Raw genomic sequence first — 23,666 nt, 5'->3', positions numbered from 1 at the left:
ATGAAGATTATTGTACCTGCAACCAGTGCCAATATCGGGCCGGGTTTTGACTCGGTCGGTGTAGCTGTAACCAAGTATCTTCAAATTGAGGTCTGCGAAGAACGAGATGAGTGGCTGATTGAACACCAGATTGGCAAATGGATTCCTCATGACGAGCGTAATCTCTTGCTCAAAATTGCTTTGCAAATTGTACCAGACTTGCAACCAAGACGCTTGAAAATGACCAGTGATGTTCCCTTGGCGCGTGGTTTGGGTTCTTCCAGTTCTGTTATTGTTGCTGGGATTGAACTAGCCAACCAACTGGGAAATCTCAACTTATCTGACCATGAAAAATTACAGTTGGCGACTAAGATTGAAGGACACCCTGACAATGTAGCTCCGGCCATTTATGGTAATCTCGTTATTGCAAGCTCTGTTGATGGACAAGTTTCTGCTATCGTAGCAGACTTCCCAGAATGTGATTTCCTAGCCTACATTCCAAACTATGAATTGCGTACTCGAGACAGCCGTGGCGTCTTACCTAAGAAATTGTCTTACAAGGAAGCTGTTGCAGCTAGTTCTATCGCCAATGTGGCGGTTGCAGCCTTGTTGGCAGGAGACATGGTGACCGCTGGGCAAGCAATCGAGGGAGACCTCTTCCACGAGCGCTATCGTCAGGACTTGGTGAGAGAATTTGCGACGATTAAGCAAGTGGCCAAAGAAAATGGTGCCTATGCAACCTACCTCTCTGGTGCTGGGCCGACAGTTATGGTCTTGGCTTCTCATGATAAAATGCCAAAGATTAAGGCAGAATTGGAAAGGCAACCCTTCAAAGGAAAACTTCATGACTTGAAGGTTGATACCCAAGGTGTCCGTGTCGAAGCAAAATAAAGAATAGAAGATAGGATGGGGAAACTCTCGATAAGAGGGCTTCCTATCCTTTTTTTGAAAAGAAGTTTATACTCAATGAAAATCAAAGAGCAAACTAGGAAGCTAGCCGCAGGTTGCTCAAAGCACTGCTTTGAGGTTGTAGATAAGACTGACGAAGTCAGCTCAAAACAGTGTTTTGAAGTTGTAGATGAAGCGACGCTGACGTGGTTTGAAGAGATTTTCGAAGAGTATTAGTTAAAAACTTGATAAAGGAGAAATAAAGATGACAGAAATTTATCTAGCAGGCGGTTGTTTTTGGGGCTTAGAGGAGTATTTTTCACGTATTTCTGGAGTGCTAGCAACCAGTGTCGGCTACGCTAATGGGCAAGTCGAAACGACAAATTACCAGCTACTCAAGGAAACAGACCATGCAGAAACAGTTCAAGTGATTTATGATGAGAAGACAGTGTCACTTAGAGAGATTTTACTTTATTATTTCCGTGTCATCGACCCTTTATCCATCAATCAACAAGGGAATGACCGTGGACGTCAGTATCGGACCGGAATTTATTACCAGGACGAAGCAGACTTGCCAGCTATCTACACAGTGGTGCAGGAGCAGGAGCGCATGCTGGGTCGAAAGATTGCAGTGGAAGTGGAGAAACTACGCCACTACATTCTGGCTGAAGACTACCACCAAGACTATCTTAAGAAAAATCCTTCAGGTTACTGTCATATCGATGTGACCGATGCTGAGAAGCCATTGATTGATGCCTCTAACTATGAAAAGCCTAGTCAAGAAGTGTTAAAGAAAAGCTTAACCGAAGAGTCCTATCGTGTTACCCAAGAAGCTGCCACAGAGGCTCCATTTACCAATGCCTATGACCAAACCTTTGAAGAGGGAATTTATGTAGACATCACGACAGGTGAGCCACTCTTTTTTGCCAAGGATAAGTTTGCCTCAGGTTGTGGTTGGCCAAGTTTTAGCCGTCCGATTTCCAAGGAATTGATTCATTATTACAAGGATCTCAGTCATGGAATGGAGCGAATCGAGGTTCGTTCTCGGTCAGGCAATGCTCACCTAGGTCATGTTTTCACAGATGGACCTCGGGAGTTAGGCGGCCTCCGTTACTGTATCAATTCTGCTTCTTTACGCTTTGTGGCCAAGGATGAGATGGAAAAAGCAGGATATGGATATCTATTGCCTTACTTAAACAAATAAAACAGAGAGGGTGGGTGCTTCCCACTTTCTTCATTTTCAGAATAAGAATAGAAGGGATTTATGAAACACTTACTATCTTACTTTAAACCCTACATCAAGGAATCCATTTTAGCACCCTTGTTCAAGCTACTAGAAGCTGTGTTTGAGCTCTTAGTTCCTATGGTGATTGCTGGGATTGTTGACCAATCCTTGCCCCAAAGAAATCAAGGTCATCTATGGATGCAGATTGGCCTGCTCCTTATCTTTGCAGTAATTGGTGTTGTAGTGGCCTTAATAGCCCAGTTCTACTCAGCTAAGGCTGCGGTTGGATTTGCCAAAGGACTGATAGATGACCTTTATCGTCATATTCTATCTTTACCTAAGGACAGCAGAGACCATTTGACAACTTCTAGCTTGGTCACTCGCTTGACTTCGGATACCTACCAGATTCAGACTGGGATCAATCAATTCCTGCGTCTCTTTTTACGAGCGCCTATTATCGTTTTTGGTGCCATTTTTATGGCTTATCGAATCTCAGCTGAGCTGACTTTCTGGTTCTTGGTCATGGTTGTCATTTTGACCATCGTCATTGTAGGACTCTCTAGACTGGTTAATCCTCTCTACAGTAGTCTTAGAAAGAAAACGGACCAACTGGTTCAGGAAACACGCCAGCAATTACAAGGGATGCGGGTTATTCGTGCTTTTGGTCAAGAAAAACGAGAGTTACAAATTTTTCAAACCCTTAACCAAGTCTATGCTAGATTACAAGAAAAGACAGGTTTCTGGTCTAGTTTATTAACACCTCTGACCTATCTGATTGTTAATGGAACTCTTCTCGTTATTATCTGGCAAGGCTATATTTCTATTCAAGGAGGATTGCTAAGTCAAGGTGCTCTCATTGCCCTTATTAATTATCTCCTACAGATCTTGGTGGAATTGGTCAAGCTCGCCATGCTGATCAATTCTCTAAACCAGTCTTACATCTCTGCTAAGCGAATCGAGGAAGTCTTTGCTGAAGCTCCAGAGGATATCCATTCAGAATTAGAGAAAAAGCAAGTTACCAGTGATCAGATTATACAAGTTCAAGAACTGACCTTTACCTATCCTGATGCGGCCCAGCCTTCTTTGAGAGACATTTCCTTTGATATGCAGCAAGGGCAAATCCTTGGTATTATTGGGGGAACAGGTTCTGGTAAATCAAGCTTAGTACAACTCATCCTTGGACTTTATCCAGCAGACAAGGGGAGCATAGACCTTTATCGAGATGGATTTAGTCCTCGTAATCTTGAGCAGTGGCGGTCTTGGATTGCCTATGTGCCCCAAAAAGTCGAACTCTTTAAGGGAACTATTCGTTCCAACTTGACTCTAGGTTTCAATCAAGAAGTAAGAGACCAAGAACTCTGGCAAGCCTTGGAAATCGCGCAAGCCAAGGATTTTGTCAGTGAAAAGGAAGGACTCTTGGATGCCCTAGTTGAGGCAGGAGGTCGAAATTTCTCAGGTGGACAAAAACAACGGTTGTCTATCGCACGAGCAGTCTTGCACCAGGCACCGTTTCTCATCTTAGATGATGCTACCTCGGCACTGGACACTATCACTGAGTCCAAACTCTTGAAAGCTATTCGAGAAAATTTGCCAAATACGAACTTAATTTTGATTTCTCAACGAACATCGACTTTACAGATGGCAGACCAGATTCTCCTCTTAGAAAAAGGTGATCTCCTAGCTATCGGCAAGCACGAGGACTTGATGAAATCTAGTCAAGTCTATCGTGAAATCAATGCATCCCAACATGGAAAGGAGGACTAGCATGAGACGACAAACTGCAAACCAGACTCTCAAACGTTTGGCCAAAGATTTAGCAAGCCATCCCTTCCTCCTTTTTCTAGCCTTTCTAGGAACTATTGCCCAAGTTGGTTTATCAATTTACCTACCTATTCTGATTGGGCAGGTCATCGACCAAGTCCTAGTGGCTGGTTCTTCACCAGTTTTTTGGCAGATCTTTATTCAAATGATCTTGGTGGTCATAGGAAATACCCTTGTGCAGTGGGCCAATCCTCTCCTCTATAATCGCCTAATTTTCTCTTATACCAGAGACTTACGAGAGCGAATCATCCATAAGCTCCATCGTTTACCGATTGCCTTTGTGGATCGGCAAGGCAGTGGGGAGATGGTCAGTCGGGTGACAACAGACATAGAACAGTTGGCAGCTGGCTTGATCATGATCTTTAACCAATTCTTCATTGGTGTCTTGATGATTTTAGTCAGCATTCTAGCCATGATTCAAATTCATCTCCTCATGACTCTTTTGGTCTTGCTGTTGACGCCACTGTCTATGGTAATCTCACGCTTTATTGCCAAACGCTCCTATCATCACTTCCAAAAGCAAACAGAGACGAGGGGAATTCAGACTCAGTTGATTGAAGAATCGTTGAGCCAGCAGACCATTATCCAGTCCTTTAATGCTCAAGAAGATTTTATCCAAAGACTGCACGAGGCGAATGCCAACTATGCAGGTTATTCGCAGTCAGCTATCTTTTATTCTTCAACGGTCAATCCTTCGACTCGCTTTGTCAATGCGCTTATTTATGCCCTTCTAGCTGGAGTGGGAGCTTATCGTATCATGATGGGTTCCACCTTGACCATTGGGCGTTTAGTGACTTTTTTGAACTATGTTCAACAGTACACCAAGCCTTTTAACGATATTTCTTCAGTGCTAGCTGAGTTGCAAAGTGCTCTGGCTTGTGCAGAGCGCGTCTATGCTGTCTTAGAAAGTCCTGAGGTTGCTGAAACAGGCAAGGAAGTCTTGACCAGTGACCAAGTTAAGGGAGCTATTTCCTTTAAACATGTCTCTTTTGGTTACCATCCTGAAAAGATTTTGATTAAGGACTTATCTATCGCTATTCCAGCTGGTAGCAAGGTTGCCATTGTTGGTCCGACAGGTGCTGGCAAATCAACCCTTATCAATCTCCTCATGCGTTTTTATCCCATTAATTCAGGAGATATCTTGCTGGATGGGAAATCCATTTATGACTATAGTCGTGCCTCTTTACGCCAGCAGTTTGGCATGGTGCTCCAAGAAACCTGGCTCAAGCAAGGGACTATTCATGACAATATTGCCTTTGGAAATCCTAAAGCCAGTAGGGAGCAGGTGATTACTGCTGCCAAAGCAGCCAATGCGGACTTTTTCATCCAACAGTTGCCACAGGGATACGATACCAAGTTGGAAAATGCAGGAGAATCTCTCTCTGTTGGGCAAGCCCAGCTCCTGACCATCGCCCGAGTCTTTCTGGCTATTCCAAAGATTCTTATCTTAGACGAAGCAACTTCATCCATCGATACGCGGACAGAAGTGCTGGTACAGGATGCCTTTGCTAAACTCATGAAGGGGCGTACAAGCTTTATCATTGCTCACCGTTTGTCAACTATTCAGGATGCAGATTTGATTCTTGTCTTGGTGGATGGCGATATTGTGGAGCATGGCAATCATCAGGACCTCATGGCTAGAAAAGGCAAGTATTACCAAATGCAGCAAGCTGCAGCTTTTAGCTCTGAATAAGCCATTCTCTTTTGAAAGTTTATGGACGAAAAAAGTTGCCTTCGGGTGACTTTTTTGTTACAATAGCTAGAAAAATTGTTCACTGTAAATTGTCTTTTAGAAAAGGAGCCTAGAATGAAAGTCTTTCAGCATGTAAATATCGTGACTTGTGACAAAGATTTCCATGTTTATCTAGATGGAATCTTAGCTGTTAAGGATTCTCAAATAGTCTATGTCGGTCAAGAGCAGTCAGAGATTTTAGAGCAAGCTGAGCAGATTATAGACTATCAGGGGGCCTGGATTATGCCTGGTTTGGTCAATTGTCACACCCATTCTGCTATGACAGGATTGAGAGGAATTCGAGATGATAGCAATCTCCATGAATGGCTTAATGACTATATCTGGCCAGCAGAAGCAGGATTTACTCCCGACATGACTACAAGAGCGGTTAAAGAAGCTATGATAGAGATGCTCCAGTCGGGAACAACAACCTTTAACGATATGTATAATCCCAATGGTGTGGATATTGAACGGATTTATCAGGCAGTGAAAACTTCCAAGATGCGTTGTTATTTCTCACCGACTCTTTTTTCTTCAGAGGCAGAGACAACTGCTGAGACCATAAGCAGAACTCGAGCAATCATTGAGGAAATTATTGGATATAAAAATCCAAATTTCAAGGTGATGGTAGCCCCACATTCTCCCTACAGCTGTGATAGAGACTTGCTGGAAGAAAGTTTAGACATGGCAAAAGAGCTTGCTATTCCAATCCATATCCACGTGGCGGAGACCAAGGAGGAGTCAGGAATTATCCTGAAACGATACGGCAAACGCCCCCTCGCCTTTCTTGAAGAACTGGGTTACTTAGATCATCCGTCTGTCTTTGCTCACGGGGTCGAATTAAACGAGAGAGAAATTGAACGCTTGGCAACTTCTCAAGTGTCTATTGCCCACAATCCTATTAGTAACCTCAAACTGGCATCAGGGATTGCTCCTATCATTCAACTGCAAAAAGCAGGAGTAGCAGTCGGAATTGCGACGGATTCGGTTGCCTCCAATAACAATCTAGATATGTTTGAGGAAGGACGGACTGCAGCCCTTCTTCAGAAGATGAAAAGTGGGGATGCCAGCCAATTCCCTATTGAAACAGCTCTCAAGGCACTAACAATCGAAGGGGCTAAGGTCCTAGGAATGGAAAATCAGATAGGAAGTCTAGAAGTCGGCAAGAAGGCAGATTTTCTCGTTATTCAACCACAAGGCAAAATTCATCTCCAACCTCAGGAAAATATGCTTTCTCACCTCGTCTATGCTGTTAAATCCAGTGACGTTGATGATGTTTATATCGCTGGAGAACAGGTTGTTAAGCAAGGCCAAGTCCTAACAGTAGAACTTTAAAAGAAAAATCACGAAAAAAGTTTGCAAAAGTCTTGCATTCTTTTTTTGACTATGCTATACTTATATACAGTTTGAAAAAACTGCCTAAGACAGTAGGGGAGTTCGACTCATAAATATCCTACCGAGGACAAAACGTATCATGTAAAAAGAAGCGTATTGTACTTTCGTGTCTAGGTTTGGGCGCGTTTTTCTTTTGAAAAATTTCCCCAAGCAAAATAATAACGGAGGTGAACACACTAATGAGTGAAGCAATTATTGCTAAAAAAGCGGAACTAGTTGACGTAGTAGCTGAAAAAATGAAAGCTGCTGCATCTATCGTCGTTGTAGACGCTCGTGGTTTGACAGTTGAGCAAGATACAGTTCTTCGTCGTGAGCTTCGTGGAAGCGAAGTTGAGTATAAAGTGATTAAAAACTCAATCTTGCGTCGTGCAGCTGAAAAAGCTGGTCTTGAAGATCTTGCATCTGTATTTGTTGGACCATCTGCAGTAGCATTTTCTAACGAAGATGTTATCGCACCAGCGAAAATCTTGAACGACTTTTCTAAAAACGCTGAAGCACTTGAAATCAAAGGTGGTGCAATCGAAGGCGCTGTCGCATCTAAAGAAGAGATTCTTGCTCTTGCAACTCTTCCAAACCGCGAAGGACTTCTTTCTATGCTCCTTTCTGTACTTCAAGCGCCAGTGCGCAACGTTGCTCTTGCAGTCAAAGCGGTTGCAGACAACAAAGAAGACGCAGCTTAATCTTAAGCTACGCAGCGTAGCCTAGCTACGAAAATCTATTATAAATTTAAAACATATTTGGAGGAAATAACAATGGCATTGAACATTGAAAACATTATTGCTGAAATTAAAGAAGCTTCAATCCTTGAATTGAACGACCTTGTAAAAGCTATCGAAGAAGAATTTGGTGTAACTGCAGCTGCTCCTGTAGCTGTTGCTGCAGCTGGTGCTGCTGACGCTGGTGCTGCTAAAGATTCATTCGACGTTGAACTGACATCTGCAGGCGACAAAAAAGTTGGCGTTATCAAAGTTGTACGTGAAATCACAGGTCTTGGACTTAAAGAAGCTAAAGAACTTGTTGACGGTGCACCAGCACTTGTTAAAGAAGGCGTTGCAACTGCAGAAGCTGAAGAAATCAAAGCTAAATTGGAAGAAGCTGGAGCTTCAGTTACTCTTAAATAATAGAGCGACTACATTAGTAGCTTAAAAACATGATTAAACCGCTATTCTTAGGACTAGCGGTTTTTCTGTTTGTCTAGCAGGGGGCAAAAAAGGGGCAAAACTATTTATAAATTTTATCTAGTACATCAACAACTTTCGACTTGATGTTCTTGGTTACGTGAGTATAGATTTCCATTGTGGTCTTTCCGTTATCTTTATGCCCAACTCTTTGCGTGATGGCTTTTAAGGGGATATTATTTTCAGCAAGCGTACTGATTAGTGTATGACGTAGGATATGCGGGTGAAGTGGCTTATTGATTGGCTTCTTTAAAGTGGCGTTTGCATTTTTCATGAGCTTGCCGATACTTGATTTATGAATGGGAATTCCATTGGCTGATACAAATATAAATCCCATATCTTTATAGTTTGGGTTTGTATTCTTTCTTATCTTATGTAGCTCAATGAATTCTTCAATGATTTCAATTTCTTTTTTTGTTAGGTCAACTACTCTGATAGATGATAAGGTCTTAGGTGTGGTTTTAACACCCTCTGAACCTTTACGGGTTGGGTCTAAAGTTCCGTTGATAGTGATAGTACGGTTTTTCTTATCGTAGTTTTCAAATTTAAGTGCACCAGCCTCACCGACTCGGCAACCATTTAAAGCCATAAATTCAGCCATACGAGCGACGTGATAGCCCCGATTATAGCTTTTCATAGCTTTTAAAAGCCTTTTTAATTCGCTTTGCTCAAGGAACTTATCTTCAATCTTTTCCATATTTTCATATGCGACAACCTTTTTAGGAAGTCTCACACGCTGGATAGGATTGCTATCTACCAGTTCCATATCAAGCGCATACTTAAAGACCATGCTTAGTACTGACTTTTGCTTTTTGAGTTTGATATGATTTTCTTCCGAGTCAGTAAAGTACTGTTGAGTGTACTTCGCAGTGATATTTTTTATTTTCACGTCAGGCGCAAAAGTATCTTTTACTTCATCTACAGCATAGACCATGGTCTTTATGGTAGAAGGCTTGATTGACTTTTTATGAAGTTCCCACCAATCACTTAGTACGTCTGTAAAAAGCATATCTGTAGTAGTAAGATTTTGTAGTTTTTCTGCTATTTTCTCATCCAGCTGCTTCTGAGCTTCTTTCTTAGCTCTTGCTGAACCCGAATCAAGAGTGACAGATACCCTTTTCCATTTCTCGGTATACGGGTCTCTGTATCGTTCAAAGAATTTATATTTTCCGTTGGAAAGTTCTTCCATCCACATTGATTTTCACCTCATTTCTTGATAAAATAGGTATAGTAAAGCAGGCTTTTTAATGCCTTTTACTATCCAGGATATCCTCACGCTCAGACTCGCCAAAGTTTGAGAGCGTGGGGATTTTTTAGTTTTTAAAAAGGGAAGTAACTGTTAAGTTACTTCCCCTGGCACGCTAAGGTGCAAAGTTTAAAAATATGAGGGTAAACCTCTAAGTAACTTAATTATATCATGAAAATAAATTTATTCCAATCCGATGCCGACTTTAGCAGTCAATAAATAAGCACCATTTTCTTGTTTGCTAAATGTCAAAGTAATGCTTCGGAGTTTTGTACCTGCTGAAGAATATGAAATTGTTCTGCTTTCATGATCATTAACAGTAGTAGTGTTTATGCTATTTGGTTCTCCATGAACGCTAACAATATCATCGTAGTTAGTTCCGCCAGCACCATAGTTCATGATGTCACCCATTTGAAGAGCGTCAAACTGTTCTTTTGTCCAGTTAAATTTAGCATCTTCTTCTTTTTGAGATGATTCGATAGAAGAACTTACTGAACTTACAGTCTCTTCCACACTCTTAGCAGCATTATTCAAAGCACGGGCATACATCAATTGCGTAGCAATAACAATAACCATTGACACAACTGCTAAGACTGTACCGATGATAGCCAACATTTTTGGCCTTTTTCTGTTGATAGCTAGGCCTATCAAGCCCAATATAAGCGCTAAAATAGCAATAACAAATGATAGGTTGTTAATGATAGGCATCCAAGACCCAAATAGAGCAATTGCTCCGAAAATAATAGCCAAAATACCTAAAACTTTGCGTTCTTCATTCATAATGAAACCTCTCTCAGCTTTTAATGTGGATCAGTTATTGCACATTTTTTTATTTCCGTTTTACGTAACTATTTCCAAAATAGGAATAGATGTTAAATAAAAAATTAAAAGCCCAACTCATAAGAGCAGGGCTAGAATTGTCCTCTTGGGACAGTATCATCTATTTTGTCGTCAAGCGACTTTATGATTTAATTCTAACCCTAATTTTAAAAAAAGTCAATTTTTTATTTAATATAAATCTAGTCCAAGAACTTCTTTTATCTTGTCTAATAGTTTTTTATGGTCGTTTGTATCTAGCTTGTAAGCTGGTCTATAAACTTTATCATATAACTCTTTTCCTGCTGCATCTAGCATTACTTGTCCATCGCTATCAGTCTTTTTCTTTGTTTTATAGACGATTTTCCGTTTGTCGATTTCTTGGATTTTTCGGACATAAGCATAAGCTTTTGGCTTGGAAGGAGTGTTTTGATATTTACTATTTTCAATCGTGATACCACCACGATATTTCTTTCCTGATTTTTTACCAGTTAAAGGTGCTACTAGGAGTGTCCCATCGGCTTTGTCAGGAGTTGTTAAGATGATAGCGTAGTGTTTTCCGTAAAATTCATTCCCACCTTTTTGTGGGAAGTTGATTAGATAAACTTCGCCTTGTTGAAATTTCATATAATGCTCCAGATAATAAAATAAGGTGTACCTCTTAGAAGTACACCAGACAGTTTTGTCCTTGACGAACAAGGCTTTATAAATAAATATCGTATCCTTGACGAACAAGGCTTTTGACATTATTAGTGTACTTCTTTTTTTAATTTTTGTCAAGTAGTTGTTTCCAAAATGGAAACAGTTGATTTTTACTATTGTTCGTTGTAAAATAGTGGTGAAAGGTGGTGCGATAATATGTTTTCTTTTTTTACTCACATCAATCAAAAGCGTCAAAAGATGGAGCAATCTAAAAAAGAAATGGAATTGCGCCACAATGAATTTGCTGATAGAGTCCGCATGGATATTAAAACAGGCGAGAAAGAACTCGATTTAAAAAGAGAGTGTTTTAATCAGCGTTACGGACATCTATTTAGTCCTCGAAATAAATAGCAATAGGTCTTACTAGGTGGTCATCCTTATCTATCATCCCAAAAGAACCGAGTATAATATTTAAAATAGTTGTTGGAGCGTATTTTAACATCAAGTTACTATCTTCCATATGTGAGAAGTCGCTAGGTATTTGTTCGTCAAAAGTTGATGAGCAGATGCCTAGCATTTTTATTTTTCTCTTTCCATGTTGCATAAAACTCAGTTGGACACTTTGAACTCTAAGAAATTCAAGAGGAAGTATACTGAATGTATTGCTGATTTTGATTAGGTTTGTTTCAGGTAATAATTTTTTCAAGTACACCGACATGTGTTTTATCATTTCAAAAATATTCCAACCGTTTGTCGATAAAGGTTCTTGGATTTCTTTAGCTCTACGCAGATGTTTTTCTTTTCCTTTTTCTTTTATTTTTCCATATTCTGACTTCAGCGATCTAAATTCATCGTATCCAGGGAGTAAGAATTCTATTTCTTCTAAATCGCTTGTATTTGCTAATTGCTCAAAGTTAAAAACAGTTAACTCTCCAGATGTAGAAATTAGATCACCATCTTGGTAATCGCTATGTTTTATAAGATTTTTCGCCTCAAGACCAGTGATAAGCAAATCTAATGAATAATCATCAAGAGCGGTTTCTACTAGATTTTTATTTGACTTAGAAAATACAAAATTGTAACTATCAACATTAGTATTAGAATAGCTTCCTGTTGCTTTTAATAGAGCAGAGAGGCCAACGTCACTGGATGTGGTTGTTTGCTCTGTACTTCCTTCAGTTCTAGCGTCGCTTTCTCCATCTTCATTCACTAATTTTGTTATCAGACCAGAGTTTTGTTGAGCCAACAATGAGTTGACAAGTTTGGTATCTAAATAAATTATTTCTTTCATTATTTTCCTCCTTTTTAATTTACTAATGCTAAATACTCTTCTTTAACCATGATTTCATTTGTCATGGTTTTTAGATTGTAGTAAGACATGAATTTGAGGTAATCAAACTCTGTGGGGTCGTCTAAGTTTTCTAGTGCATCTTTTACGAGATGATGGATCATATTCCTATCAGCTTCGTTTTCACAGCGTAGACGGGCGTTCTGGTACTCTGAGCGTGTGTGGTCTTTGTGTCCAAGTTCGTGTAGGGCGACTTGGATTTGTTGTTCAGGAGTCAAGTTGTGGTCAATAGCGAGTACGTTTGTGTCTGGATTGTAGAAACCGCTACTGTGCCAGTTTGAACCGTCGAAGAGACAAAGTTCTACTTGATATTCTTCGCAGAGTTTAGCGAGTGTCATAGTTCTCCTTCGTTATTTATAAACATCTCTGCGGTGGGCGATTTCCACGGCTAGGACGACTAGTTTATCGTCTTGGATATCACAGATGATGCGGTAATTCTCTACTCTGTATCGCCAGTAACCTGCAAGGTTGGCTTTTAATGCTTTTCCATGTTGTCGTGGATTGGTCGTGTTTTCAATGTTTTTAGCAAGCCAGGATAGGATTTGTTTTCTGGTTGGGGTATCTAGTTTTTTAAGTTGCTTGAGAGCTTTTTTATCAATATCTAGCCGATACATTAAGCAATATCCTCTCGAGTTAGTCCTAGTTCATCCAAGACCTCATCCATGGTATAAGTAACTGGGTCGGCTAAATACTCCATATAGGCTTGGTCGGCTGCTCGTGCGTCTTCGATATCTTCCATGAGTGCCATGAAGTCGTCAAAATCCATGGTCGTTGTGTCGATGCCGTGTTTGTTTAGGTAGTCCGTGATGTAGGAATTTTTTTCTGTGAAGTTGATAGTGATAGTCATTAGCGTTCTCCTTTGCTTTTGAAGTGGGCGGATAGGACGGATGTGATGAAGTCGATATCATCTTCATTTAGTGGTTTCCCGTCAAATAACATGGTGTTGGCTGCTGCTTTGCGTAAGTCTATGATTTGTCCGTTTACTTGAGCAAATTCATCACTCCCGGCAATAGCAGGGTTATCCGTTCGTCCGAGCAGGTAGTCGGTGGATACGTTGAAGTAGTCGGCGATTTGTTGTAGCCGTTCGGCAGAAGGTTGATTCCTCTTCAACCCATACAAAGAATTTTTGCCTAGTTTTAGTTTATCTTCTAAAGTATTTAGCGAAATCCCTTGTTTTTCACATAAATCTTTTACGATTTCAAAAGTAGAAAACATTGATTTATCAGCCTTTCTAAGACATGACAAAAAATATTTTATAAAATACGCAAAAATTAGTTGACATTATTTTGCGTTTACGCTAAAATAGTTTTTGTAAGTTAATGAGTTAGTAAAAAACGAAGTTAAAACTTATCTAAAAATAAATAGCTTTAGCGAGCGAGTAAGTTGATAGATATAAGGTTTTATCAAGGTTTTTAATTATGCTTTCATTTTAGCAGATACGCTAAAAGCTGTCAAGCGTTTTATAAAATAATTTACTAGCTCTTTAACTTTGTTCCTTGACAATTGAATAGAGCATGTGAGATAATATAGAGGAATTGAAAAGTAGTTCCAATGGAACACAAATCCCCTAGTACCGCAAATACCAGGGGATTTTTTTGTGGGCTGGACACTAACGTTTGTCCTTGTCCTGCTTGCTATCCAGCCAGTCGCTGATCAATTTAGTTGCTAAATTGACTAAGAGCGGGGCAAGGATAAGTGTGAAAAGTAATTCCAATGGGACTCACCTCCTTTCAGAGGCTATATCGTTAGTACCGTCACTATTATATCACATGCTCTATCAGTTAGATAGGGCATTTTTTATTTTCAAAAAGGAGGAGGTCGCATGAGCCAACAACATCTTAAATGGATTGAGCTTGTAAAAGAGCGAATTGAAAAACGTGGGTGGTCGCAGACGGACCTGGCTACCGTCGTAGGTGTTAGTCCGTCAGCCATCACGCAACTTTTCAAAGATGGTAAAGGAAGTGATGACTTGAAGCTTCGCATTAACAAGAAGTTGCGAATCAGCGAGTCGTGGGAGAAATTTGAGGAGTAGGAGAATGGAAGAAGTAATTACAATAAGTAAACGTGAATTACAAGAAATGATTGCTGAGGCAGTCGCAAATAAAATAGTTAAGGTTAGAAAAGATTTTGGTCAAGTCGCTATCACTGATGAAGATATTCGTATCGTAAATAACAATCATCCTAAAGTCCTTGATTTACTTCAAAATCCTTATAAGAGAGAAATAGGTAGTGCAATCTATCCAATCATAACAGGAATCCGTTGGGATAGTAATATTGGTAGTGACTCTAAAATATTTTTAACAAACAGGTTGATGAATAAAAGAGGAATTTACTATCATTCGAAACAAAATCTTTATACCTCCCTTATCCATGAACAATTGAAATCTCTTGTTTTATCTCTACATGGTGCAACAGTAATAAAAGATTTGACAGATGATGAGTTTCAAAACGCTTTGGAAACATATAAAGAATTTAAAAATTTCTTTTTGGATAGGTACAACGTCCGTCTAACAAAATTAAAACAGGAATTTCCAGAATTATAAAACAAAAAAGTACCTGACAAAGTCAGATACTAAACGGAAAGATTTGAGGAATAGGAGGAATGATATGAACGAACTCATCAACGTAACTCTGAATGACAATCATGAGCCGATTGTATCTGGTCGTCAGTTGCATGAGGCATTGGGAGTTAAAACAGCATACAAAGACTGGTTCCCACGCATGACCGAATATGGATTTACAGAGGGTGAAGACTTTAGCTCATTTTTGAGCAAAAGTACTGGAGGTAGACCTAGTCAAGACCACATCATCAAACTAGACATGGCTAAAGAAATCGCCATGATCCAGCGAACGGACAAAGGGAAAGAAGTCAGACAGTATTTCATTCAAGTAGAAAAAGACTTCAACAGTCCTGAAAAGATTATGGCAAGAGCCTTGCTCATGGCGGATAAGAAAGTCCACAAGCTAGAGGCTCAGATTGAGGCTGACCGTCCTAAGGTGTTATTTGCAGACGCAGTAAGTGCAAGCCACACATCTATCTTGGTTGGAGAACTTGCCAAACTCATTAGTCAAAACGGCTACAAAATAGGTGCCAATCGCCTCTTTGCTTGGATGCGTGAAAATGGCTACCTGATTAAGCGCAAAGGCTCAGACTGGAACATGCCAACCCAACGTAGTATGGACTTGAAACTCTTTGAAATCAAGGAAACAAACGTGCAACACGCAGATGGACATATCAGTGTGAACAAGACACCAAAGGTCACAGGCAAAGGACAGCAGTATTTTATCAACAAGTTCCTTAATCAGGAATGTCTAACAGGTTAGAAAAGGACGAAAGTGATTGAAATAAGCGAAGAGAAAGGAGATTGTATGACGGACTTTAAAAATTTAGATTGCCAATTCATCTTTCAGGAATCCAACTGATGACTACACAGCTGTTAGTAATAGCTTTATCAACGATCCTGCATTAGATTTTACAGCGGTTGGCATCATGATGGTAGTGCTGGCCAATCACCCGAACTGGCAAGTCTATCCAGAAGAAATAGCTAAGCGGAAAGGTGTTAGTCGTCCAACTATTAGTAAATATTTCAAAATCTTGGAAGATGCTGGATATTTACGTCAAGTTAGGCGAAAACCTCCAGGTCGTGGAGGAAGTCATGTATTTCGATTTTTTTCTGATAGAAAAATATCTGATTTCCAGTTTGATATTATGTCGCAACGACTCGATAAAGCGATTAGTGATTCAACTTTTGAGATGTAAGTTTTTTTCATGTCAAACTTTTTCATGTCAAACTTTTTCATGTCAAATTTTTTACACTAATAAATATTAACTAACAACAAGTATTAAATAACAATAAATATTAATTAACAACAAGTCCTACTTCTCTTAATAAATAAAAGAGAGGGTAGAAAAAATAAATACAAAAAAGCACCTGACGGCAATCAGGCGCATACTAAAAAAACTAACTAAATTATAACACGAAAGAGAGGAAATTGCATGCCGAAAACAGAAATTACTTATAAGCCAGTTGATGTGAACGAAAAAGCTACGCATGGTGATTACAAACATCTTTGTCAGAGGTGGGAAGGGTTGACTCCCGGGACTGCAAAAGTCTGGGCAGGTGAAATGCGAGAACATCCAGACTTCAAGCAGTTCATCGATAACCCAACTCATAAGATTGTATTTATCGATTACGAAGGATTTCGCATGTTCGTCAAATGGAAAAGTCGTAATCGCTATCGTACGAAGAAAGAAACTTTATCAGAAATGCTTGAGAATATCAAGAAAGAAAAACAATTTGGGGTATAGGAGAGAAGAAATGTTTGAACCACCATTAATTAATCAGCTTTTAGGAACTGGCGCAGTGATTTTGGGATTTATCAGCGCAGGAATCCTAGTTCATCAGTTGGAGAAGCAAAAAGAGGAAGAAAAACGACTTCAAGAAGAGTATGATACGCAAGTGATTAGAACTTGTAATGAATTGCTTGAAATGGGTCGTGAGATTGAAAGAGAACAAATCCGCAAGAACATTCGCAGAGATTTTCCAGGCTTCACATTTGACAACGAACCGCCTCAAGGCTTGCGTCCTGAACCGTTAGCCTTGCCAGAGCCACGGAGAGCACGCTATGCAAAGTATTTGGGATAGAGCGAAGGAGACGCTAATGACTAGAATTGAACTTGAAAACCGTGTATGGCTTTCGGCCAATCATGAAGAAAAAAACGAATTGCTGGACCTTGGGCTAACCTCCAAGGCCAGATATGTGAAACGAGTGCTTGAACTTGGAAAGGTGTATGCTCATGTTTGATTATGACAGAGACATAATGCAACCACCTGAAGAACGAGAAGAACTTGACTCTAGCGAGTATGTGGATATCGGATGCGGTAGACGTCGATATGTGGGTGATGAAATATGATTGAAGAACTACTTGCAGAAATAGACAACTGGCGAGCTGATTATATGCATCTTGGAATTGAGCTTGGAGAAATCATCAACGACCAACAGGATATTATTTTGAAATTGCAAAACGAAAACAGACACTTAAAGCGTGAAAATTGGAATTTGAAGAAGACGAAAAGGAGAAAGAAATGAAAAAACGATTGTATTACAAAAAATGGAAACAAGAACTTAGAGAGGAAATAAAAGCAGAAACTGACGGCGAGTATCTAACCGAGAAAATTGTTAGAAAAATGAGTATTAACGACATGTTACATTATTTTCGAAAATTAGCATTAGAAGAAGCTGGATACTGTGGAACAATGTTTAATTACTAAAAGAAGGATGGGAATAAAATGACAAACGAACTAACACATAAACAATTTTTTAACTCACCAGCAGTAAAACAGAAATTTTCTGAGGTGGTAAACGGCAATGGTCAGCAATTCGTGGCCAGTCTACTTAGCATCGTGACAAATAACAACCTACTAGCTAAGGCTACTAACGAAAGCATCATGACCGCTGCTATGAAAGCTGCAGTCCTAAACCTACCAATTGAGCCGAGCCTTGGTTATGCGTACATCGTTCCTTACAAGAACCAAGCGCAGTTTCAAGTTGGGTATAAAGGCTTAATCCAGCTTGCACAACGAAGTGGACAAGTCACACGCTTGAACGCTGGGGAGGTCTATGAAAGCCAGTATAAAGGGTTTAACCCACTTACTGAAGACCTTGAAGTGGATATGTCTGCTATTCCAAAGGAGAATGAAAAAGTTGTCGGGTACTTTGCTTTTATGCGACTTGCAAACGGCTTTGAGAAGACCGTATTTTGGACAAAAGAACGAGTTCAGGCGCATGGCAAGAAATACAGTCAGTCATTCTCTAGTAAATATAGCCCATGGCAGTCTGACTTCGATGCCATGGCTAGAAAAACAGTCTTGAAGCACATGCTTTCAACCTATGCACCACTTTCAACCGAATTGCAGGAAGCAATCGTGGCAGATAACGAAGATAGCACAGTTTCAAACAAGAATGAAATCAAAGACGTCACTCAAGAACCAGTTGCTGAAACATTGGACAGCATTCTAGGAGCTCATAGCACGCCCACAGAGGGCGACAACGTAGTAGAGGGAGAATTTACCGCAGACACCAAAACACCCCCAAAAACGGCTGAAAAAACGGCAAATCCTGAAGAGTTAGCTTCTACCGAATACCCAGCAGATGAAATTCCAGATTTTGACGAAGAAACAGGCGAAGTTTTGGAAGAGATTAGTTTCTTTGAGGGAAACACGACCAACATTAAGGAGTAGGCTATGGAAGAACTAACACAAGAGAACTACTACCAGGATACAAGCTACTTGACCAACTCACGCTTTAAACGGTATCAGCAATGCCAGGCTAAGGCTTTTGCTTTGGACAGTGGGCAATGGGTAGAAGAGAGGGACGAGACCCCTCTCCTACTCGGAAACTACGTTCATAGTTACTTTGAAAGCGAAGAAGCACATCAGCAGTTCATGGATGAAAATGGTGACAAGCTACTTGCTAAGACAGGCAAGAACAAGGGAAATCTAAAATCTGACTTTGTGATTGGTGATAAGATGATTGCAAGCCTAAAGGACGATGATGGATTTAATCATTTGTATCACGGTTATCCGTCAGATGAGGTTCAAAAAGAGTTGATTGTCTATGGAGAAATCGAGGGCGTACCAGTAAAAGGAAAGCTGGATAGCGTGAATCTAAGTCGTGGCTATTTCGTGGATTTGAAAACCATGAAGTCCATCTACGCTGAAGAATGGAGCGTAGAACTTAAAAAGAAAGTTCCTGCAGCAGTTAACAATATTCTGAACTTTGGATATCATGGACAACTTGGTCTATATCGTGAATTGCTGAAACAAATGACTGGGAATGATTTTAGACCATACATTGTAGCGGTCAGCAAGGAAAACGTTCCAGATCGTGACATTTTGAAAATCGATGATGAATGGCTTGAAGAAGGTTTAGACAAAATCAAGTCTGAAATTGTCGAAGTTTGGGATGTTATCCAAGGTCAGAAAGAACCTAAAAAATGTGGTCATTGCGATTATTGCAGGAGTCTGAAAAAACTGAATGCAGTAGTTAGCTTGAATGACTTGATTGAAAGTGATTATTAAGTTTGGAAAAGTGAGGAAAGAATGAAAATCTATATTGAACAAGATGACGTAAAATTGAGTTTTGAGAGAGCGCAGGAACTTGACTATCAAACCTTATTCAAAGCCTATCAAATGGTTACAGGGTCTGATGAAATTCTTGAGGATTTAAGTCAGAAAGAGCCCGGGGATACAAAGACAGTTTTTAAAATTGATGCTGAAAAAATAGCTGAAATAGATTCTGTCAATATCAAAGAAGCCACAGATAGATTGTCAGCAAAATTTAGCGGAAGTCCAGCGGTTTCGCAGAAACCAAGCGAGAAGGTAGATGTTGATTTACAATGCCCATTTTGCGGATGCACGAAGCGGTGGAAAGTCCCGTCTTACTTTAAATTCATGAATTGTCCTGACTGCCAAGGCTCAATTTTCTTATCTTGGGCGACAGGAGTTAAAGGGGAATTGGATGAAAATGGATTTTATTTCAGAGGGGACATCCCGATGAAATTTAAGGAGCAGACAGATGAATTCGAGGACATGTTTGCTGTTAGAGAATCAAAATAACCAAAACCAATTATTTCCATTTTGGAAACAACTCAAAAACCAACAAGCCGGGCATTCTTGTAAAACTGCGAACTAGAAAATGCGTCAGTGACACTTATGTGACTTTGGACGAATGACGCAAAGAATTTCACTCACGCTTGCCTTGCTCACAATTTGGCAGGCGTGGGGGTTTGGTCAGAAATATGAAACTTGAAAAAGGCGATTACGTGAAAGTTTTTAAAAATGGAGAATTTTTTAAAATTGTACAAATTAAAAATATTTACAGTGACTGTATCGAAACCAGCCACGGTATTTACAATCGAACCACACTTGCTAGCAGGTTGGATAAAGAGTGTCTAATATCTGGCACGGTATCGTGGGAGGATAAAAATGGAATGGATCAACTGGACAGAAATCTGTCCTGAAACAAAGTCTGAAATCATCGAAAAAATAGAAAATGATGGCTACACTTATCCACACTATGACAAGAAAAATAATGGTGTCAAATACGTCATCTCTACACTGGACATCAAACGAGACTGTCTAAGAGTCGGAGTGCCATTTGAAGATGTGTACCCTTTGCAAACAACACTTTTTTAAAAGGAGAAAATAAATGCTAAACAAAATCGATATTCCAGGAACAGATAACACACTTGAAATCGTGGACAAGACCATCACGATCACCAATAAAATTGAATATGATATGCAGATGCATTTTAGAAATACAGATGCAGATGCTTCTCTTGATACAAGTGGCGACGTGTTTGAGCCTCTCTACTGGTTAGATATTAAGGTGACACCGAAAATGCCGACAGAGTATCATACGAGCCTTGGAATCAAGAGAGAAAAGCGCCACTTGGCCGAACTTCAGAAGTTCTTTGAGTTTATTGAGAGTAATAAACGAAACCTATTTGATCTCTGTGGATTCAAGGGAGAACTGCAATGAAATCTCTGACATTATCGTTAGACATTTCAACTACTGCGACAGGATGGGCCGTATTTCACGGATCTGACCTTGTCCAGAGTGGTGTCTTAAAGCATAAAAGCAAATCGTTCTTTGAACGTGGGCGGTTCATGGCTAGTGAATTGCGAGCGATTCAATCGAGAGTGCTCCAGAAATACAACTGCCATTTTGAATCAATTGTGGTCGAGAAGAACTCAGTCATGGGGCCAAATCAGCAGTCTATGATCAGTATTGGAATTGTTACAGGTATCACTCTTGGCCGGTTGATTGCTGACAATGTGTACTTCGTGAACGTGTCGACCTGGCGCAAGTACTGGAAGTTTAGTTACAAGGACCGAAGTAAAAAATCAATGAAGCTGCAGGCCATTGCTAAAGTGTCCGATGAATTCGACCTGAACGTCAAAGACGATGAAGCTGACGCTATCCTGATTGGTTCATATTTTGTAAACCATGGCCAAGAATTTGGAAATTTGGAAAGCCACAAGGTGAGTTGAGGAGTTGGAAGATGAATAAGCAGGAATTGATTAAAGAATTTGAAGAAACCGGGATTCATGGTTTGAATATGTTTGGAACTGTAGTCAAAGGCATTCCGACCGAAACTGCAATTGATCTAATCAAACAACTAGACGAACCTCGACCAGTCAAAGTTTCGCAGTTTGTGGCGGATGTGATTGAAGGAGCAAGAGAACAAAGCCCAGAACTAGAGGATGCGTTGCATTATGCTTGTAGCAATGGAAGCCATGAATTTACAGAATGGTATCAAAAGAAATCCAACAGAGATCTCTTCGCCCGTGCATGGCTGGATGGATACGAGGTCGAGAAAGAGAAACGGTATATTGTTAGTCTGAAGAATGGGCAACCCTTGGTTAAATCGCAATCAGGGAACACTCTTTATTTCAACCAAAATATAACAGCTGGAAATTATAAATTTACTCGCAAACAACTCGAAGAAGCGGGGTACGGCTGGGTATTCGATTGCCCAGGGATTGAGATTAAGGAGGTGGAGTGATGAATATCAAGAATTACAAATATGATTTTTCTAGTGGCAGAATATGCTACACAATTGATGTTGATGGCTATGAACAAGCCATGGAACACACAAAGACAGAATACGGAAGTGTACAAAGAAATGATATTGATGATTTCTTAAGTACGGTTGAGGAATACGACTTTCAAGAAGCTGAGATGATTGAAGCATTCGTTGATTTTCAAAATGATTTGCTCTTATATAGAATTGGTTTTGAATTGAAAAATGAGGTGGTAAATTGAAACGACCAAACAGATACCCGTACACTAAAAATCAATGGGTTGAAGAAACTGTCAATCACTATACATATAAAAGTGATATTTGCTATACAAGTCACATTTTAGAAAATAGACTTACTGGAGAAACTAAGAGCAAGGAAGTTGAGTGATGGGAGATATACGAATACTAGACGCTTGTTGTGGCAGTCGTATGTTTTGGTTTGATAAAAATGAGAGTCATACAACTTTCATGGACATCAGACAAGAAAAAATTGAAATACATGGGAAAAAGGTAAACGTAAACCCTGACGTTGTCGGAGATTTTCGTGATATGCCATTCGATGATGAAACATTTAATCTAGTAGTATTCGATCCGCCACATTTGAAATGGGCAGGTCAAAACTCAATTATGCGATCACAATATGGCCAGCTGGATAAAGTTACCTGGCCGGAAGATTTAGCCAAGGGTTTTGAAGAATGCATGAGAGTTCTAAAAGTTGGAGGTACTCTAGTTTTTAAATGGTCTGATTGTCAAATCAACGTTAAAGAGGTTCTTAAATCTGTACCTTTTAAACCATTGTTTGGACAACAAAGAGGTACTACGCATTGGATGACGTTTATGAAATTTGAGGAGGTCACAGATTGAAACGATTCATAGCTATCTGGATTCTGGTATCTGCTGGACTAAACATCTGGCAGATGGACAGGATTGCAGAACTAGAAAAGAAAAAGCCGATGGTTATCTACAAGGCGGATAACGCAGGCGCTGAGATTTTCGGTAAAGTCGTCGAGAAAGGACGACACGGCAAGCTGTACACGCTGACCATTCGTGACTACGGGGTGTTCGTGGTGACTAAAGAGCAGTGGGATAAAGTGAAAGTAGGGGATGGGGTGATGTTATGATACCAAAATTTAGAGCGTATGATAGTGGCTCATTAAGTCGCATGTATCAACCAGACGAAGTGATGGCTGGAAATGGTGATATCTGGATTATTGATGAGGATTCTGCTGCTGGTGAATGGATTGTGAATAATGATATTCACCTCATGCAATCAACAGGACTCAAAGATAAGAACGGAAAAGAGATTTTTGAGGGGGATGTAGTCAAAATGTCTAAGGATGTCTATTCTGAGCTAACTTATTACGAAGTTGCAAGGCATTATGGCGGAGCCTATCGTCTTGAATCAAAACAACACGGATGTGAATTGTGGTTACGCCATACTGATTGTGAGGTTGTAGGCAACATCTACGAAAACAAGGAGTTGCTAGATGCCTGACGTAGAATGGATTATGGAGAATTGCCATATGATGCGTGACAATGGTATCTGGGCAGGAGAGAAGCAGATTTCCTACGCTAGTCCAGATGGGCAATATACGTATTACGTAAACAAGCGTAAAGATGGCACTTATTATTTACATGGAGCGTCTAAACATTATGGCAGGACGTAGATGGACAGAAGATGAGGTTGATTATCTGGAGTGGTACGTCTTGTCCAGAGAAGAGCATGATTTAACACAGGCTTGCAAGTTTTTGGATAGAAGTTACCAAGCAGTTCGGTCAAAATTAGCCAAACTCCAGAAATACAATC

39 protein-coding genes, 1 pseudogene and 1 other annotated feature are annotated in these 23,666 nt (G+C 40.0%); of the genes and pseudogenes, 31 read left to right on the top strand and 9 right to left on the bottom strand.

What is annotated here, in order from left to right; genetic code table 11:
• The 8 genes from thrB (at nt 1) to rplL (ending at nt 8,161) form a co-directional block, all read left to right on the top strand.
• A complete protein-coding gene (thrB, locus tag DSY56_RS04415) occupies nt 1-870 on the top strand; it encodes a homoserine kinase (protein WP_112444062.1) in 870 nt (289 codons plus the stop codon).
• Between the two features lie 75 nt (nt 871-945).
• Entirely contained in the window at nt 946-1,104 is a 159-nt protein-coding gene (locus DSY56_RS12275) for a chlorohydrolase (protein WP_234990548.1), read from the top strand.
• Between the two features lie 28 nt (nt 1,105-1,132).
• Nucleotides 1,133-2,071 (top strand): peptide-methionine (R)-S-oxide reductase MsrB, encoded by a 939-nt coding sequence (msrB, locus tag DSY56_RS04405; RefSeq protein WP_112444058.1) that lies wholly within the window; start codon nt 1,133-1,135, stop codon nt 2,069-2,071.
• Between the two features lie 60 nt (nt 2,072-2,131).
• On the top strand, nt 2,132-3,856 hold the full coding sequence (locus DSY56_RS04400; RefSeq protein ID WP_112444056.1) for an ABC transporter ATP-binding protein: 1,725 nt from the start codon (nt 2,132-2,134) through the stop codon (nt 3,854-3,856).
• A 1-nt stretch (nt 3,857) separates the two neighbouring features.
• Nucleotides 3,858-5,606 carry an ABC transporter ATP-binding protein gene (locus tag DSY56_RS04395; protein WP_112444054.1) on the top strand — a complete coding sequence of 583 codons (1,749 nt, stop codon included), beginning with the start codon at nt 3,858-3,860 and terminating at the stop codon, nt 5,604-5,606.
• Nucleotides 5,607-5,720: 114 nt separating this feature from the next.
• Nucleotides 5,721-6,980, top strand: a complete 1,260-nt coding sequence (locus DSY56_RS04390) for a TRZ/ATZ family protein (RefSeq protein ID WP_112444052.1) — start codon at nt 5,721-5,723, stop codon at nt 6,978-6,980.
• Between the two features lie 65 nt (nt 6,981-7,045).
• Nucleotides 7,046-7,181 (top strand) — a sequence feature (ribosomal protein L10 leader region).
• A 38-nt stretch (nt 7,182-7,219) separates the two neighbouring features.
• On the top strand, nt 7,220-7,720 hold the full coding sequence (gene rplJ / locus DSY56_RS04380) for a 50S ribosomal protein L10 (protein WP_001287277.1): 501 nt from the start codon (nt 7,220-7,222) through the stop codon (nt 7,718-7,720).
• 72 nt (nt 7,721-7,792) lie between these two features.
• On the top strand, nt 7,793-8,161 hold the full coding sequence (gene rplL / locus DSY56_RS04375) for a 50S ribosomal protein L7/L12 (protein ID WP_001196965.1): 369 nt from the start codon (nt 7,793-7,795) through the stop codon (nt 8,159-8,161).
• A gap of 100 nt (nt 8,162-8,261) precedes the next feature.
• Here the strand turns inward: rplL and DSY56_RS04370 are convergent, their stop codons facing one another.
• From DSY56_RS04370 to DSY56_RS04360, 3 genes are all read right to left on the bottom strand, one after another.
• Complete coding sequence (locus DSY56_RS04370; RefSeq protein WP_112444050.1) at nt 8,262-9,413, bottom strand: tyrosine-type recombinase/integrase; 1,152 nt, start codon at nt 9,411-9,413, stop codon at nt 8,262-8,264.
• A 234-nt stretch (nt 9,414-9,647) separates the two neighbouring features.
• On the bottom strand, nt 9,648-10,244 hold the full coding sequence (locus DSY56_RS04365) for a CD20-like domain-containing protein (RefSeq protein ID WP_112444048.1): 597 nt from the start codon (nt 10,242-10,244) through the stop codon (nt 9,648-9,650).
• 228 nt (nt 10,245-10,472) lie between these two features.
• A complete protein-coding gene (locus DSY56_RS04360; protein WP_033676018.1) occupies nt 10,473-10,907 on the bottom strand; it encodes a type II toxin-antitoxin system PemK/MazF family toxin in 435 nt (144 codons plus the stop codon).
• A gap of 231 nt (nt 10,908-11,138) precedes the next feature.
• Between DSY56_RS04360 and DSY56_RS04355 the strand changes: the two genes are divergently transcribed.
• Nucleotides 11,139-11,333 (top strand): hypothetical protein, encoded by a 195-nt coding sequence (locus DSY56_RS04355; protein ID WP_112444046.1) that lies wholly within the window; start codon nt 11,139-11,141, stop codon nt 11,331-11,333.
• On the opposite strand, the gene DSY56_RS04350 is transcribed toward DSY56_RS04355, so the two are convergent.
• From DSY56_RS04350 to DSY56_RS11815, 6 genes are all read right to left on the bottom strand, one after another.
• Entirely contained in the window at nt 11,314-12,213 is a 900-nt protein-coding gene (locus DSY56_RS04350; RefSeq protein WP_112444045.1) for a DUF6414 family protein, read from the bottom strand. The genes DSY56_RS04355 and DSY56_RS04350 overlap by 20 nt on opposite strands.
• Before the next feature lie 14 nt (nt 12,214-12,227).
• The gene (locus tag DSY56_RS04345) at nt 12,228-12,608 is read right to left on the bottom strand and encodes an ImmA/IrrE family metallo-endopeptidase (RefSeq protein ID WP_061468462.1); all 381 of its coding nucleotides are present in this window, start codon (nt 12,606-12,608) and stop codon (nt 12,228-12,230) included.
• Between the two features lie 12 nt (nt 12,609-12,620).
• Entirely contained in the window at nt 12,621-12,884 is a 264-nt protein-coding gene (locus DSY56_RS04340) for a type II toxin-antitoxin system RelE family toxin (RefSeq protein WP_000285962.1), read from the bottom strand.
• Nucleotides 12,884-13,117, bottom strand: a complete 234-nt coding sequence (locus DSY56_RS04335) for a hypothetical protein (RefSeq protein WP_049512785.1) — start codon at nt 13,115-13,117, stop codon at nt 12,884-12,886. Before DSY56_RS04335 ends, DSY56_RS04340 begins: the two co-directional genes overlap by 1 nt.
• Nucleotides 13,117-13,485, bottom strand: coding sequence for a helix-turn-helix domain-containing protein (locus DSY56_RS04330; RefSeq protein ID WP_000493079.1), 369 nt, complete (start codon nt 13,483-13,485; stop codon nt 13,117-13,119). Before DSY56_RS04330 ends, DSY56_RS04335 begins: the two co-directional genes overlap by 1 nt.
• Nucleotides 13,486-13,879: 394 nt before the next feature.
• Complete coding sequence (locus DSY56_RS11815) at nt 13,880-13,984, bottom strand: type I toxin-antitoxin system Fst family toxin (protein ID WP_157769339.1); 105 nt, start codon at nt 13,982-13,984, stop codon at nt 13,880-13,882.
• Nucleotides 13,985-14,092: 108 nt separating this feature from the next.
• Here DSY56_RS11815 and DSY56_RS04325 point away from each other — a divergent pair, with 108 nt between their 5' ends.
• The 22 genes and pseudogenes from DSY56_RS04325 to DSY56_RS04225 form a co-directional block, all read left to right on the top strand.
• A complete protein-coding gene (locus tag DSY56_RS04325) occupies nt 14,093-14,302 on the top strand; it encodes a helix-turn-helix domain-containing protein (RefSeq protein WP_112444043.1) in 210 nt (69 codons plus the stop codon).
• Between the two features lie 4 nt (nt 14,303-14,306).
• Complete coding sequence (locus DSY56_RS04320) at nt 14,307-14,813, top strand: hypothetical protein (protein ID WP_112444041.1); 507 nt, start codon at nt 14,307-14,309, stop codon at nt 14,811-14,813.
• A gap of 64 nt (nt 14,814-14,877) precedes the next feature.
• The gene (locus tag DSY56_RS04315) at nt 14,878-15,594 is read left to right on the top strand and encodes a phage antirepressor KilAC domain-containing protein (protein ID WP_112444039.1); all 717 of its coding nucleotides are present in this window, start codon (nt 14,878-14,880) and stop codon (nt 15,592-15,594) included.
• Nucleotides 15,595-15,763: 169 nt separating this feature from the next.
• Nucleotides 15,764-16,030 carry a helix-turn-helix domain-containing protein gene (locus DSY56_RS04310; protein ID WP_234990553.1) on the top strand — a complete coding sequence of 89 codons (267 nt, stop codon included), beginning with the start codon at nt 15,764-15,766 and terminating at the stop codon, nt 16,028-16,030.
• 237 nt (nt 16,031-16,267) lie between these two features.
• On the top strand, nt 16,268-16,579 hold the full coding sequence (locus DSY56_RS04305) for an excisionase (RefSeq protein ID WP_112444035.1): 312 nt from the start codon (nt 16,268-16,270) through the stop codon (nt 16,577-16,579).
• 10 nt (nt 16,580-16,589) lie between these two features.
• Nucleotides 16,590-16,916, top strand: coding sequence for a hypothetical protein (locus DSY56_RS04300; protein WP_112444033.1), 327 nt, complete (start codon nt 16,590-16,592; stop codon nt 16,914-16,916).
• A 16-nt stretch (nt 16,917-16,932) separates the two neighbouring features.
• On the top strand, nt 16,933-17,076 hold the full coding sequence (locus DSY56_RS12005) for a hypothetical protein (RefSeq protein ID WP_200832363.1): 144 nt from the start codon (nt 16,933-16,935) through the stop codon (nt 17,074-17,076).
• A 105-nt stretch (nt 17,077-17,181) separates the two neighbouring features.
• Entirely contained in the window at nt 17,182-17,361 is a 180-nt protein-coding gene (locus DSY56_RS04295) for a hypothetical protein (RefSeq protein ID WP_112444031.1), read from the top strand.
• Nucleotides 17,358-17,543, top strand: a complete 186-nt coding sequence (locus tag DSY56_RS04290) for a hypothetical protein (protein ID WP_112444030.1) — start codon at nt 17,358-17,360, stop codon at nt 17,541-17,543. Before DSY56_RS04295 ends, DSY56_RS04290 begins: the two co-directional genes overlap by 4 nt.
• A gap of 18 nt (nt 17,544-17,561) precedes the next feature.
• The gene (locus DSY56_RS04285) at nt 17,562-18,512 is read left to right on the top strand and encodes a recombinase RecT (RefSeq protein ID WP_112444027.1); all 951 of its coding nucleotides are present in this window, start codon (nt 17,562-17,564) and stop codon (nt 18,510-18,512) included.
• A 3-nt stretch (nt 18,513-18,515) separates the two neighbouring features.
• Nucleotides 18,516-19,352, top strand: coding sequence for a PD-(D/E)XK nuclease-like domain-containing protein (locus DSY56_RS04280; protein WP_112444025.1), 837 nt, complete (start codon nt 18,516-18,518; stop codon nt 19,350-19,352).
• Between the two features lie 21 nt (nt 19,353-19,373).
• A complete protein-coding gene (locus tag DSY56_RS04275; protein ID WP_112444023.1) occupies nt 19,374-19,889 on the top strand; it encodes a hypothetical protein in 516 nt (171 codons plus the stop codon).
• 369 nt (nt 19,890-20,258) lie between these two features.
• Nucleotides 20,259-20,468: a hypothetical protein gene (locus tag DSY56_RS04270; protein WP_000454802.1), complete on the top strand. Its 210-nt coding sequence runs from the start codon at nt 20,259-20,261 to the stop codon at nt 20,466-20,468.
• A gap of 13 nt (nt 20,469-20,481) precedes the next feature.
• On the top strand, nt 20,482-20,814 hold the full coding sequence (locus DSY56_RS04265; RefSeq protein WP_112444021.1) for a hypothetical protein: 333 nt from the start codon (nt 20,482-20,484) through the stop codon (nt 20,812-20,814).
• Nucleotides 20,811-21,326, top strand: coding sequence for a hypothetical protein (locus DSY56_RS04260; RefSeq protein WP_112444018.1), 516 nt, complete (start codon nt 20,811-20,813; stop codon nt 21,324-21,326). The genes DSY56_RS04265 and DSY56_RS04260 overlap by 4 nt, the downstream gene beginning before the upstream one ends.
• A gap of 11 nt (nt 21,327-21,337) precedes the next feature.
• Nucleotides 21,338-21,841 (top strand): DUF1642 domain-containing protein, encoded by a 504-nt coding sequence (locus tag DSY56_RS04255; RefSeq protein ID WP_112444016.1) that lies wholly within the window; start codon nt 21,338-21,340, stop codon nt 21,839-21,841.
• Nucleotides 21,841-22,101: a hypothetical protein gene (locus tag DSY56_RS04250; RefSeq protein WP_112444014.1), complete on the top strand. Its 261-nt coding sequence runs from the start codon at nt 21,841-21,843 to the stop codon at nt 22,099-22,101. The genes DSY56_RS04255 and DSY56_RS04250 overlap by 1 nt, the downstream gene beginning before the upstream one ends.
• A 145-nt stretch (nt 22,102-22,246) precedes the next feature.
• Nucleotides 22,247-22,723 carry a class I SAM-dependent methyltransferase gene (locus DSY56_RS04245; RefSeq protein ID WP_112444012.1) on the top strand — a complete coding sequence of 159 codons (477 nt, stop codon included), beginning with the start codon at nt 22,247-22,249 and terminating at the stop codon, nt 22,721-22,723.
• A complete protein-coding gene (locus tag DSY56_RS04240) occupies nt 22,720-22,980 on the top strand; it encodes a DUF1372 family protein (RefSeq protein WP_112444010.1) in 261 nt (86 codons plus the stop codon). The genes DSY56_RS04245 and DSY56_RS04240 overlap by 4 nt, the downstream gene beginning before the upstream one ends.
• Nucleotides 22,977-23,354: a YopX family protein gene (locus DSY56_RS04235; RefSeq protein ID WP_112444008.1), complete on the top strand. Its 378-nt coding sequence runs from the start codon at nt 22,977-22,979 to the stop codon at nt 23,352-23,354. Before DSY56_RS04240 ends, DSY56_RS04235 begins: the two co-directional genes overlap by 4 nt.
• Nucleotides 23,347-23,526, top strand: a complete 180-nt coding sequence (locus DSY56_RS04230) for a hypothetical protein (protein WP_112444006.1) — start codon at nt 23,347-23,349, stop codon at nt 23,524-23,526. Before DSY56_RS04235 ends, DSY56_RS04230 begins: the two co-directional genes overlap by 8 nt.
• Nucleotides 23,477-23,666, top strand: a pseudogene (locus DSY56_RS04225) (hypothetical protein); the annotation flags it as partial. The gene DSY56_RS04230 and the pseudogene DSY56_RS04225, both read left to right, overlap by 50 nt.

It is taken from the genome of Streptococcus sp. 596553, from assembly GCF_900411395.1.
Lineage (GTDB): Bacteria > Bacillota > Bacilli > Lactobacillales > Streptococcaceae > Streptococcus > Streptococcus mitis_BA.
The sequence above is the reverse complement of the archived record's forward strand: the minus strand, read 5'-3'. Positions and strand labels throughout refer to the sequence as shown.